Annotated in this window: 12 protein-coding genes; 10 read left to right on the top strand and 2 right to left on the bottom strand. The window is 59.5% G+C overall.

Features of this window, described 5'->3' with window-relative positions:
• Positions 1-6: 6 nt before the first annotated feature.
• Together gyrA and I6L48_RS13700 are read left to right on the top strand one after the other, a co-directional pair.
• The gene (gyrA, locus tag I6L48_RS13695) at positions 7-2,754 is read left to right on the top strand and encodes a DNA topoisomerase (ATP-hydrolyzing) subunit A (protein WP_039040760.1); all 2,748 of its coding nucleotides are present in this window, start codon (positions 7-9) and stop codon (positions 2,752-2,754) included.
• A gap of 305 nt (positions 2,755-3,059) precedes the next feature.
• Positions 3,060-3,233: a hypothetical protein gene (locus I6L48_RS13700; protein ID WP_164882096.1), complete on the top strand. Its 174-nt coding sequence runs from the start codon at positions 3,060-3,062 to the stop codon at positions 3,231-3,233.
• 6 nt (positions 3,234-3,239) lie between these two features.
• On the opposite strand, the gene I6L48_RS13705 is transcribed toward I6L48_RS13700, so the two are convergent.
• The gene (locus I6L48_RS13705) at positions 3,240-4,295 is read right to left on the bottom strand and encodes a PA0069 family radical SAM protein (RefSeq protein WP_113070233.1); all 1,056 of its coding nucleotides are present in this window, start codon (positions 4,293-4,295) and stop codon (positions 3,240-3,242) included.
• A 174-nt stretch (positions 4,296-4,469) separates the two neighbouring features.
• Between I6L48_RS13705 and I6L48_RS13710 the strand changes: the two genes are divergently transcribed.
• Positions 4,470-5,060: a tetratricopeptide repeat protein gene (locus I6L48_RS13710; RefSeq protein ID WP_162726196.1), complete on the top strand. Its 591-nt coding sequence runs from the start codon at positions 4,470-4,472 to the stop codon at positions 5,058-5,060.
• A 3-nt stretch (positions 5,061-5,063) separates the two neighbouring features.
• Here I6L48_RS13710 and I6L48_RS13715 read toward each other — a convergent pair whose 3' ends face one another.
• Positions 5,064-5,276, bottom strand: a complete 213-nt coding sequence (locus I6L48_RS13715; protein WP_010674802.1) for a hypothetical protein — start codon at positions 5,274-5,276, stop codon at positions 5,064-5,066.
• A 325-nt stretch (positions 5,277-5,601) separates the two neighbouring features.
• Between I6L48_RS13715 and thrS the strand changes: the two genes are divergently transcribed.
• The 7 genes from thrS to ihfA all read left to right on the top strand — a co-directional run bounded on the left by thrS (position 5,602) and on the right by ihfA (position 12,728).
• Positions 5,602-7,530, top strand: a complete 1,929-nt coding sequence (gene thrS / locus I6L48_RS13720; protein WP_010674801.1) for a threonine--tRNA ligase — start codon at positions 5,602-5,604, stop codon at positions 7,528-7,530.
• A 21-nt stretch (positions 7,531-7,551) separates the two neighbouring features.
• On the top strand, positions 7,552-8,082 hold the full coding sequence (gene infC / locus I6L48_RS13725) for a translation initiation factor IF-3 (protein WP_185219337.1): 531 nt from the start codon (positions 7,552-7,554) through the stop codon (positions 8,080-8,082).
• An 86-nt stretch (positions 8,083-8,168) separates the two neighbouring features.
• Positions 8,169-8,366 (top strand): 50S ribosomal protein L35, encoded by a 198-nt coding sequence (gene rpmI / locus I6L48_RS13730; RefSeq protein WP_005300673.1) that lies wholly within the window; start codon positions 8,169-8,171, stop codon positions 8,364-8,366.
• Between the two features lie 15 nt (positions 8,367-8,381).
• A complete protein-coding gene (gene rplT, locus I6L48_RS13735; RefSeq protein ID WP_010674800.1) occupies positions 8,382-8,738 on the top strand; it encodes a 50S ribosomal protein L20 in 357 nt (118 codons plus the stop codon).
• A 306-nt stretch (positions 8,739-9,044) separates the two neighbouring features.
• Positions 9,045-10,028 carry a phenylalanine--tRNA ligase subunit alpha gene (gene pheS, locus I6L48_RS13740; protein ID WP_041215128.1) on the top strand — a complete coding sequence of 328 codons (984 nt, stop codon included), beginning with the start codon at positions 9,045-9,047 and terminating at the stop codon, positions 10,026-10,028.
• Positions 10,029-10,040: 12 nt separating this feature from the next.
• Positions 10,041-12,428 (top strand): phenylalanine--tRNA ligase subunit beta, encoded by a 2,388-nt coding sequence (pheT, locus tag I6L48_RS13745; protein WP_113070236.1) that lies wholly within the window; start codon positions 10,041-10,043, stop codon positions 12,426-12,428.
• Positions 12,429-12,431: 3 nt separating this feature from the next.
• Positions 12,432-12,728: an integration host factor subunit alpha gene (gene ihfA, locus I6L48_RS13750; RefSeq protein ID WP_005300715.1), complete on the top strand. Its 297-nt coding sequence runs from the start codon at positions 12,432-12,434 to the stop codon at positions 12,726-12,728.
• Positions 12,729-12,734: the final 6 nt, after the last annotated feature.

The raw sequence follows: 12,734 nt of genomic DNA on the forward strand, positions 1-12,734 counted from the left end.
CTTTCTATGAGCGATCTGGCCAGAGAGATCACGCCGGTCAACATCGAAGAAGAGCTCAAGAGTTCCTATCTGGATTACGCCATGAGCGTGATCGTAGGACGAGCTCTGCCGGATGTGCGTGATGGCTTGAAACCGGTTCACCGCCGCGTTCTGTATGCAATGAACGAGCTGGGGAACGACTGGAACAAGCCCTATAAAAAATCGGCCCGTGTGGTCGGTGACGTAATCGGTAAATATCACCCGCATGGCGACAGCGCCGTGTATGACACCATCGTCCGGATGGCGCAGGATTTCTCCATGCGCTACATGCTGGTCGACGGTCAGGGCAACTTCGGTTCGGTGGACGGCGACAACGCCGCGGCCATGCGTTACACCGAAGTGCGGATGGCGCGCATCTCCCACGAGCTGCTGGCCGATCTGGACAAAGAGACCGTGGACTGGGTGCCGAACTACGACGGCACCGAGATGATCCCGGCTGTCATGCCCACCAAGGTCCCCACCTTGCTGGTCAACGGCTCCTCCGGTATCGCGGTGGGCATGGCGACCAACATCCCGCCTCACAACCTCACCGAGATTGTCAACGGTTGCCTGGCGCTGATCGAAAACGGCGACCTCACCATTGACGAGCTGATGACCCATGTCACCGGCCCGGATTTCCCCACCGGCGGCATCATCAACGGCCGTTCCGGCATCGTGCAGGCGTACCGTACCGGTCGCGGCTCCGTCTATGTGCGGGCCAAGGCTGAAGTGGAGGTGGACGAGAAGACCAGTCGCGAGACCATCATCGTCCACGAGATCCCCTATCAGGTGAACAAGGCTCGCCTGATCGAGAAGATCGCCGAGCTGGTCAAAGAGAAGAAAATCGAGGGCATCAGCGCCCTGCGCGATGAGTCCGACAAGGACGGCATGCGCATCGTCATCGAGATCAAGCGCGGCGAGTCCGGCGAGATTGTGCTGAACAATCTCTACAAGCACACCCAGATGCAGACCACGTTCGGCATCAACATGGTGGCGCTGGACAACAACCAGCCCAAGGTGATGAACCTCAAAGAGATCCTGGATGCCTTCCTGCTGCACCGCCGTGAAGTGGTGACCCGCCGGACCGTGTTCGAGCTGCGCAAGGCGCGGGATCGGGCGCACATCCTGGAAGGGTTGGCGGTGGCATTGGCCAACATCGACCCCATCATCGAGCTCATTCGCCACAGTGCGACCCCGGCGGATGCGAAAGCCGCCCTGGTAGCCAAGGGCTGGGAGCTCGGCAACGTGGCCGCCATGCTGGAAAAAGCGGGCGACGACGCGGCTCGCCCCGAGTGGCTGGAGCCTGAGTTCGGCATCCGTGAAGGGCAGTACTTCCTGACCGAGATCCAGGCCCAGGCCATCCTTGACCTGCGTCTGCACAAGCTGACCGGCCTCGAGCACGAGAAGATCCTGGAAGAGTACCAATCTCTGCTGGATCTCATCGCCGAGCTGCTGCACATCCTGGCAAGCCCGGAACGCCTGATGGAAGTGATCCGTGACGAACTGCTGGCCGTGCGCGAGCAGTACGGCGACGAGCGTCGCACCGAGATCAGCATGTCCAGTGCCGAGATCAACATCGAAGATCTGATCACCCCGGAAGACGTGGTCGTTACCTTGTCTCACCAGGGATATGTGAAGTATCAGCCGCTCTCCGACTACGAGGCCCAACGCCGCGGTGGTCGTGGCAAGTCGGCCACCCGGATCAAGGAAGAGGACTTTGTGGAGCGTCTGCTGGTGGCCAACACCCACGACACCATTCTGTGCTTCTCCACCCGTGGCAAGGTCTACTGGCTCAAGGTGTATCAGCTGCCGGAAGCGTCCCGTGGCGCCCGCGGTCGTCCGATCATCAACCTGCTGCCGCTGGATGAGGGTGAGCGCATCACCGCCATCCTGCCGGTGAAAGAATATGACGCCGACAAGTATGTGTTCTTCGCCACCGCCAACGGCACCGTGAAGAAGACCAGCCTGTCCGACTTCAGCCGTCCGCTCTCCTCCGGTATCCGTGCCATCAACCTCAAAGAGGGTGATGAGCTGATCGGGGTGGACATCACCGATGGCAGCAACGAGATCATGCTCTTCTCCGATGCGGGCAAGGTGGTTCGCTTCGCGGAAGGCAGCGGTCGCGCCGATGCCGATGCCACTGACGAAGTCGACACCGACGACGACGCCGGCAACGATGATGATGGCAGTGACAACGGCGAAGGCACCGAAAGCAAGGGTACCTTCAAGGGCGTACGTCCCATGGGTCGTACCGCTGCCGGTGTGCGCGGCATTAAGCTCGGCGCCGGTGACAAGGTGGTCTCCCTCATCGTGCCCCGTGGTGATGGTGCCATCCTCACCGCCACCGAGAACGGTTACGGCAAGCGCACCGCGCTGGACGAGTACCCGACCAAGAGCCGTGGTACCCAGGGCGTCATCTCCATCAAGGTGGATGAGCGCAACGGCAAGGTGATCGATGCGATCCAGGTCGAAGATACCGACCAGATCATGCTGATCACCAACGGCGGTACCCTGGTTCGTACCCGGGTGTCCGAGGTGAGCGTCATCGGCCGCAACACCGGCGGTGTGCGTCTGATCCGTACCGGTGAAGACGAGACCGTGGTCGGCCTGCAGCGCGTTGCCGAGAGCGACGAAGAGGAAACCGAGGCCCTGGCTGTTGAAGGGGAGGTGTCTGAAGGCACCGACACCGCAGCGGACGCTGGCGCCGTCGATACCGGGGAGGCGGGCGACGAGTAATCGTCCCCCCTTTGTCCGATGCGAAAGAGCGACCTTGATGGTCGCTCTTTTTTTGTCCGCCTCACCGCAGGCTCTCCCCGTCCTTGTGCTTGCCCAGCAGCTCTCTTCTCTGCTGCCCGGCTCCGTCTGCCGTGCATGCAGCCCTGCCTGCCACGGCGTCATCTTCCTGATATGCAGGGCTGGCCTCATCGCATCAACACGATTCCTTCACTCGGCTGTCATGGCCCTGTCATGACGGCCAGCCATGCTGCCTGCGTTGAATGAGGCCACCACAGAGGCAGGCATCGCTTGCCAGGAGCACTGTTATGACGAGCTGGGTAATGTGGGAGATCTGGTGGAGCCGGATGTGGGGAGGGCAGGAGAAGGCGCGCCTTAGGGTGGATGAGGAGGAGGTGGCGCACGAGCCATCACGCCTGCCTGCGGAGCTGATTGCACAGCGCCACCCAGCGGGGAGCTGCCCGCCGAGACCACGGGGCTGACGGCGCTCAGAACAGACGCAACTGCTCGCCCGGGCGGATGAAGGCGGCCGTATTGAGTGCTATATGGCGCTTGCCCAGTTGCAGCCGCCTGCTGATCAGGTGAAAGCGCTGGGCGAGCAGGTCGGCAAACAGTCCTTCACCTCGCATGCGGCTGCCAAAGGTGGCGCTGTTGAGTGAGCCACCCCGGCTTGCCCGCAGCTGGTTGAGGATCGCCTCTTTCTGGCCGGGATAGTGCGTATCGAGCCAGTCGCAAAAGAGGGTGGTGAGCTCGTGGGGCAATCGCAGCAAGATGTAATCCGCACAGCCCGCCCCGGCGTCGACGGCGGCCTTGATGATCTGTTCCAGTTCAGGCTCGTTGAGCCTGGGGATCATGGGGGCCGCCAGCACGCCGACCGGCACACCGGCCTTGGCCAGTCGTTCGATCACCTTGATCCGCCCAACCCCCGTGCTGGCCCTGGGCTCCAGCTGTCGCCTCAGCGTGTCATTGAGGGTGGTGACCGACACCATCACCTGGCATAACCCTTCCCGGGCCAGCTCGGTCAGCAGATCGAGGTCGCGCAGGATCATGGCGCTCTTGGTGATGAGCCCTACCGGATGGCAATGAGCCAGCATCACCGTCAGGAGTTCGCGAGTCAGGCGATAGTGGTGCTCGATGGGTTGATAGGGATCGGTATTGGCCCCCAGCACGATGGTTTGTGGCTGATAGGCTGGCTTGGCAAACTCCCGTCGCAGCAACTCGACAGCATTGATTTTGGCAAACAGCTTGCTCTCGAAATCCAGCCCGGGAGAGAGCTCAAGGTAGGCGTGGCTGGGTCTGGCATAGCAGTAGATGCAGCCATGCTCGCACCCCTGATAGGGATTGATGGAGCGACCGAAGGGAAGATCCGGCGAATCGTTGTAGCTGATGATGCTGCGGGCGCTGATCTCCGTCACCTCGGTGCGGGGAGCGCTGGCGGCAAATGCCGCGTCCCAGTCGCTCTGACTCCAGCCGTCGTCAACGGTTTCGATTTGCGGGCCGCTGAAGCGGTGCTCGACATTGTGGTTCGCGCCTCGTCCTGCCATCACATCACCAATTCACTGTTTATATATACAGTTATTTTGCTGTGTAGCCCGTCAAACTGCAAGTTCGCAAAGAGCGACCCCATGAAAGAGGGTGAACCCGGGTGATCTCCTGCTTGATCTGTTGCTACATTTCGTTTACATAGACGAAATGCGAACCAGATCACGGAAAATGTCATGCAACCTACTACCGCCCGCTGGCTCTTCATCGCCCTCATTGCGCTGGTCATCTGGCGTCTGATCCCGCTCTCCACCGAGCAGGAGCTGGCGGCGGCCAACCGCGCCTGGCGGACAGGGCACTTTGATGAGGCGACCCGGATCTGGTCGCCGCTGGCGGATCAGGGCCAGCCACGGGCACAGGCACTGATGGGTTGGAGCCATGAAGTGGGGCAGGGGAGCGAGCAGGATATGGATCGCGCCATCCGACTCTATCGTCAGGCTGCGCAGGCGGGGGACGCTTTCGGCCAGTATCGGCTGGGAGAGGTCTATCTGCGCGGGGCCGGGGTGAAGCGGGATCTGCACGAGGCGTTTCGCTGGATGCAGCTGGCAGCCAGGAACGGTGATGTGCCCGCCATGCTGAAGGTGGGCATCCTGCATCTGATGGGGGTCAACGGGCGGGTTGAACTGGCCGAGGCGAAGCAGTGGCTCTATCAGGCCTCGCAAAAGGGCAACAAGATGGCACTCCAGGTGTTGCAGGAGATGGCGCTGGCTGAGGAGGGGCGCAGCGCCTTCGATTTCAATGGCCACTCTTTTCTGAACGCCGGTTAGGGATCAACGGCTGGCGGTGACTTTGCCGGGCGTCACGTCGGTGACATAGAGGGTACTGCGCTCGGCACTGTGGACGATGCTGCATACCTCCCGCTTGCTGCCATCGCCCAGGATCACCAGCTCACCGATATGGACGGGACAGTGAGTCGTGAGAAGGTGATCCGGATGAACCAGCTTTTCTGCATGCTCCGGAAATGAAATGTCGTAGGTGTACATCATGCTCTCCTTGCTTTGGCTGACGCCTCAATCTGGTACAGGGTATGGCAGCAGAAGGGCGCCCTCGCAAGTACGACAGATTGACACCCGCGCTTAGGCGGTATGCAAAATCGCCAAGACAGCTTGTCTGGGTTGTCGCGTCTGATACAATCCCCCGCTGTACCTCTCAATGGATGGCCTTGCACACGCCATATGGTGTGCCACTGCCGTGTACCAACCGTATTGTGAACGGTGAAACTCGGGAGTGAACAGCTGGACATGAAAGGGTTTCTCCAACCTGCATGTGGCCTTTGGTAGGGGTCACCACTGTATAAGGAAACACCTAATGCCAATCATTACTCTGCCTGACGGCAGCCAACGTCAATTTGCCCACGCCGTTTCCGTCATGGATGTGGCCGCGGACATCGGTCCCGGTCTCGCCAAGGCGTGCATTGCCGGTCGGGTAAACGGTGAACTGGTGGATGCCTGCGAGCTGATCGAAGCCGATGCCTCCCTGGCCATCATCACCGCCAAAGACGAAGAAGGTCTGGACATTCTGCGCCACTCCTGTGCTCACCTGCTGGGTCATGCCATCAAGCAACTTTGGCCCCAGACCAAGATGGCCATCGGTCCCGTCATCGACAACGGTTTCTACTACGACATCGATCTTGACCGCACCCTGACCGACGAAGACCTGGCTGCCCTGGAAGAGCGCATGCTGGCGCTGGCCGCCAAGGATTACGACGTCATCAAGAAGAAGGTCTCCTGGCAGGAAGCGCGCGACGTGTTCGAAGCCCGTGGCGAGACCTACAAGGTCGAGATCCTGGATCAGAACATTGCCCGTGATGACCAGCCCGGTCTCTATCATCACGAAGAGTACATCGACATGTGTCGCGGCCCGCACGTGCCCAACATGCGTCATTGCCACCACTTCAAGTTGCAGAAGATGTCCGGCGCCTACTGGCGCGGCGACTCCAACAACAAGATGCTGCAGCGCATCTACGGCACCGCCTGGGCCGACAAGAAGCAGCTCAAGGCCTATTTGCAGCGTCTGGAAGAGGCCGCCAAGCGCGACCACCGCAAGATCGGCAAGCAGCTCGACCTGTACCACATGCAGGAAGAAGCGCCGGGCATGGTGTTCTGGCACAACGATGGTTGGACCATTTTCCGCGAGCTGGAAACCTTCATCCGCGGCAAGCTCAAAGAGTACGACTATCAGGAAGTGAAAGGCCCCTTCATGATGGATCGCGTGCTGTGGGAGCGTTCAGGTCACTGGGAGAAATACGCCCAGGCCATGTTCACCACCCAGTCCGAAAACCGCGAGTACGCCATCAAGCCGATGAACTGCCCGGGTCACGTGCAGATTTTCAACCAGGGTCTGAAATCCTACCGCGATCTGCCGCTGCGCATGGCCGAGTTCGGCTCCTGCCACCGCAACGAGCCGTCAGGCTCCCTGCACGGCCTGATGCGGGTTCGGGGTTTCACCCAGGATGACGCCCACATCTTCTGTACCGAAGAGCAGATCATGGAAGAGGTGTCTGCGTGCATCCGCATGGTCTATGACGTCTACGGTACCTTCGGTTTCGAAAACATCGTGGTCAAGCTCTCGACCCGTCCGGAGCAGCGTATCGGCTCTGATGAAGCCTGGGATCGTGCCGAGGCTGCGCTGGCCGAGGCGCTGGAACTCAACGGCCTGAAGTACGACCTGCAACCGGGCGAGGGGGCTTTCTACGGTCCCAAGATCGAGTTCACCCTGCACGATTGCCTTGATCGTGCCTGGCAGTGTGGTACCGTGCAGCTCGACTTTGCCCTGCCGGGCCGTCTTGGCGCCACCTATGTGGGCGAAGACAACGAGCGCCACATCCCCGTGATGATCCACCGCGCCATTCTGGGCTCGCTGGAGCGCTTCATCGGGATCCTGACGGAAGAGTACGCCGGTCTGTTCCCGACCTGGCTGGCTCCGACCCAGGCCGTGGTCATGAATATCACGGATAACCAGGCCGATTATGCTGTGAAAGTTGCCAAGGCATTGAATGATGCGGGCCTTCGCGCAAAAGCGGACTTGAGAAATGAGAAGATTGGCTTTAAAATCCGCGAGCATACTTTGAAGCGAGTACCCTTCATGCTGGTCTGCGGCGACAAAGAAGTAGAAGCCGGCAAGATTGCAGTGCGTACTCGTAAAGGGGCTGACCTGGGCTCTTATCCTGTTGAAGAGCTGATTGCTCTGTTGACCCAGGAAGTTCAGACCCGCGGACAAAAGAAAGTGGAGGAATAAGCTATAAAAGGCGGAAAAAAACTGGGCAAGCAACCGCAAGCCCGCGCTCACCGGATCAATGAAGAGATCCGTCTGAAAGAAGTTCGTCTGACTGGTCTGGATGGTGAAGCCATTGGCATCACCTCCATTCAGGATGCGCTGAACTTGGCCCTTGAGGCAGGAGTGGATCTGGTCGAGATCAGTCCGAACGCTGAGCCGCCCGTTTGCCGGATCATGGATTACGGCAAATTCCTCTACGAAAAGAGCAAGACCACCAAAGAACAGAAGAAAAAGCAGAAAGTCGTCCAGGTCAAGGAAATCAAATTCCGTCCTGGCACCGACGAAGGCGACTATCAGGTAAAACTACGCAACCTGGTTCGCTTTCTGGAAGACGGGGACAAGGCAAAGGTCACCCTGCGCTTCCGTGGTCGTGAAATGGCCCACCAGGATCTTGGTATCAAGGTTCTCGAGCGCGTCAAGAACGATCTGGAAGAGCTGGCCGTAGTCGAATCGTTCCCGAAAGTCGAAGGTCGTCAAGCTGTGATGGTCCTCGCACCCAAGAAGAAATCTTAAGGCCCACAAGAAATTGACTCATGGGGCTGGCCCCATGAGTCGGTTCGCCTTGCGATTTTGTTGTCACTCACAATGCGGAGTATGAAATGCCGAAGATGAAAACCAACCGGGGCGCCGCAAAGCGCTTCAAGAAGACTGGCTCAGGTCGCTTCAAGTGCAAGCACAACCACCTGCGTCACATCCTGACCAAGAAGAGCAGTAAGCGTAAGCGTCAGCTGGGACCGAAGTTCTTTGTTTCCGCTGCCGACCACAAACGTGTTGTCGCTTGTCTGCCGTACGCATAAGGGGGGATGTGAAAAATGCCAAGAGTTAAACGTGGTGTGACCGCTCGCGCTCGTCACAAGAAAGTAATGAAAGCCGCCAAGGGTTACTACGGCGCCCGTTCCCGTGTCTACCGCGTAGCGGTACAAGCGGTAACCAAAGCTGGTCAGTATGCCTACCGTGACCGTCGCCAGAAGAAGCGTCAGTTCCGTCAACTGTGGATTGCGCGTATCAACGCTGCAGCCCGTCAGAACGGTCTGTCCTACAGCCGTCTGATCGACGGTCTGAAGAAGGCTTCCATCGAGATCGATCGCAAGATCCTGTCCGATATCGCCGTTCACGACAAGCTGGCTTTCACCGCCCTGGTTGAAAAAGCTAAAGCAGCTCTGGTCTAATCCAGCTCTGTTATAAAAATAAAGGAGGCTCAGGCCTCCTTTTTTGTTGCTCATTTTTGAGCGTTGGCAGGCAGCATGCCACGTTCATGAATGCTTTATCCTTCCATATGCCAACAAACTAGAACAAACAACGCTTGCCTCAATCCTGTTGCATCTGGCTTGTGGCTTTCTCCATATAACAAAATGATTTGCAGGGAGAAAAGCCCGTCATAACTATGGTCAGCCAAGGGGCTTTTTTTGTATTATTCCCCTCTTGACCTTATTTAGCCTAAAGGCTCCTGTTCCGGGAGTGGTGACGAGGAAGACATGCAACAGCTTGAAGAAGTAGTCGGCCAGGCCAAGGCCGAAATTGAGGGCGTAAGCGACATCGCCGCCCTTGACGAAATCCGGGTCAAATATCTGGGTAAAAAGGGCTTTTTTACCGAGCAGATGAAGGGCCTGGGCGCCCTGTCCGCTGAAGAGCGTCCCGCCGCGGGCGCCGTGATCAACCAGGCCAAACAGCAGGTTCAGGATGCCCTGAACGCGCGTCGTGAAGCCCTCGAAGTCGCCGTGCTGAACCAGAAGCTGGCCGCCGAGACCATCGACGTCAGCCTGCCGGGCCGCCGCATCGAGAATGGAGGTCTGCACCCGGTGACCCGTACCATCGAGCGCATCGAGCGCCTGTTTGGCGAGATGGGCTTCAAGGTTGCCCGTGGTCCCGAGATTGAAGATGGCTTCCACAACTTCGATGCGCTGAATATCCCGGCTCACCACCCGGCGCGTACCGATCACGACACCTTCTACTTCAATCCTGATCTGATGCTGCGTACCCACACCTCCGGTGTGCAGATCCGCACCATGGAACATCAGCAGCCGCCGATCCGCATCATCGCGCCGGGCCGCGTCTATCGTAACGACTACGACATGACCCACACCCCGATGTTCCACCAGGTCGAAGGCCTGCTGGTCGACGAGCATGCCAGCTTCACCGAGCTGAAAGGCATCCTGCACGACTTCCTGCGCAACTACTTCGAGGAAGACTTGACCATTCGCTTCCGTCCTTCCTATTTCCCGTTCACCGAGCCGAGCGCCGAAGTGGACGTGATGGGCAAGAACGGCAAGTGGCTGGAAGTGCTGGGCTGCGGCATGGTGCACCCGAACGTGCTGCGTTCGGTCGGCATCGATCCGGAAAAATACTCCGGCTTTGCCTTCGGCATGGGCGTTGAGCGCCTGACCATGCTGCGTTACGGGGTCAACGACCTGCGTGCCTTCTTCGAAAACGACCTGCGCTTCCTCAAGCAGTTCAAGTAAGGGCGAGAGAACATGAAATTCAGTAAATCCTGGGTGATGGAGTGGGTCCGCACCGAGTTGAGTGACAATGCACTGGCCGAGCAGATCACCATGGCCGGTCTGGAAGTGGACGCCGTGGAAGCGGTGGCCGGCCAGTTCAACAATGTGGTGGTGGGTGAAGTGGTCGAGTGCGCCCAGCACCCGGACGCCGACAAGCTGAGGGTGACCAAGGTCAACGTGGGCGAGGCCGAGCTGCTGGACATCGTCTGCGGTGCACCGAACTGCCGTGCCGGCCTCAAAGTGTGCGTGGCCAAGGTCGGGGCGACCCTGCCGGGTGATTTCACCATCAAGAAAGCCAAGCTGCGCGGCCAGCCGTCCCACGGCATGCTCTGCTCCTTCAGCGAGCTGGGCATCGACGTCGAGGCTGATGGCATCATCGAGCTGCCGCTGGATGCCCCCATCGGGACCGATATCCGTGAATACCTCGCGCTCAACGACGTCAGCATCGATGTGGATCTGACCCCAAACCGTGCCGACTGCCTAGGCATCGCGGGTCTGGCCCGTGAAATCGGCGTGCTCAACAGCGTGGACGTGGTCGAGCCGACCTGGGCGCCGGCTGTTGCCACTATCGATGCTACCTTCCCGATCCGGGTTGAAGCGCCGGCAGATTGCCCCCGTTATCTGGGCCGTGTCATCAAGGGGCTGAACCTGCACGCCCAGAGCCCGCTCTGGATGCAGGAGAAGCTGCGCCGTGGCGGTATTCGTTCCATCGACGCCATCGTTGACATCACCAACTACCTGCTGCTGGAATACGGTCAGCCGATGCACGCCTTCGACCTGGCGACGCTTGAAGGGGAACTGGTGGTGCGCCGCGCCAAGGCCGACGAGCCGATGACTCTGCTCGATGGCAACGAAGTGAAGCTCAAAGAGACCACGCTCGTGATTGCCGATGCCAAAGGCCCTGCCTGCATGGCCGGCATCTTCGGCGGCGATCGCACCGGTGTCTCCGAGACCACCACCGACATCCTGCTGGAGTGTGCCTTCTTCGCGCCGCTCTCCATCACCGGCCGTGCCCGTGCCTACGGTCTGCACACCGACTCCTCCCACCGCTTCGAGCGCGGGGTGGATCCCGAGCTGCAGGCCAAGGTGATGGATCGTGCCACCCGTCTGCTGCTGGATATCTGCGGCGGCGAAGCGGGCCCGGTTATCGAGGTCAAATCAGATGCCCATCTGCCCAAGGCTGCCCCCATCAAGCTGCGTCGCACCAAGCTCGACAAGGTGATCGGCATCAGCGTGGCGGATGCGCAGGTGGTCGAGATCCTGACTCGCCTTGGCATGCAGGTCACTGTGGACGCCGACGGCTGGACCGCGCTGGCACCCTCCTGGCGTTTCGACATCGCCATCGAGGAAGACCTCATTGAGGAAGTGGCCCGCATCTACGGCTACAACAACATCCCGAACCTCAAACCCGCCGCCTCTCTGGCGATGGTGGAGCAGGCAGAAGGGCAGGTGACCCTGAAGCGGGTGCGCGACCTGCTGGTTGATCGCGGCTTCCAGGAAGCGATCACCTACAGCTTCGTCGATCCCAAGGCTCAGCAGACCCTGTTCCCGCAGAGCGATGCCATCGTGCTGCCGAACCCGATCTCCGTCGAGATGTCCGCCATGCGCGTCTCTCTGTTCCCGGGTCTGGTGCAGGCGGTGGTCTACAACCAGAACCGTCAGCAGCCGCGCGTGCGCCTGTTCGAGCAGGGCCTGCGTTTCATCAAGGACGAGAATGCCGAGAACGGCATCCGTCAGGAGCCCATGCTGGCCGGCATCATCACCGGCAACCAGGGGGACGAGCACTGGGATGTCAAGGCCCGTCCCGTCGACTTCTTCGATTTGAAGGGTGACCTGGAAGCGGTGTTGGATCTGACTGCCGAAGGGGCTACCTTCACCTTCGAGCGCACCGAGCACAGTGCCCTGCATCCGGGCCAGAGCGCAGCCATTCTGCGCAATGGCGTCGTGATCGGCCACATCGGCGTGATCCATCCGAGCCTCGAGAAGAAGCTGGGGCTCAAGAGCCGCGCTGTCATGTTCGAGCTGGAGCTGGACAAACTGACGCCGGCCAAGGTGCCGGTTGCTGCCGAAGTATCCAAGTTCCCGGCCAACCGTCGCGATATCGCCGTGGTGGTTGACAGACAGATCCTGGCAGGCGACGTTCTGGCAGTAATTAAAAAAGTTGGCGGAAATCAGTTAGTTGGAATAAACTTGTTCGACGTATACCAGGGCGCTGGTATGGCAGAGGACAAGAAGAGCCTGGCCATCAGCCTGGTGTTGCAAGACACCCAGCGCACCCTGGAGGAGAAAGAGATCGCCGAGACCGTGGACAATGTCGTGCGGGCCCTCGGTGAAGAGTTGAATGCATCCTTGAGGGATTGATCTATGGCGCTTACCAAAGCCGACATTGCAGAGCACCTGTTCACCCAGCTCGGGATGAGCAAGCGTGAAGCCAAAGATATGGTGGAAGCCTTCTTTGAGGAGATCAGACAGGCGCTCGAGCGTGGCGAACAGGTCAAGATTTCCGGCTTCGGTAACTTCGATCTTCGCGAGAAGAACCAGCGTCCCGGACGCAACCCCAAGACGGGGGAGGATATTCCCATCAGCGCCCGTCGCGTGGTGACCTTCCGGCCCGGCCAGAAGCTCAAGGCCAGGGTAGAAAATGTTGAACCCAACGAGTGACAAAAA

The organism is Aeromonas sp. FDAARGOS 1418 (assembly GCF_019048585.1).
Taxonomy (GTDB): domain Bacteria; phylum Pseudomonadota; class Gammaproteobacteria; order Enterobacterales; family Aeromonadaceae; genus Aeromonas; species Aeromonas caviae.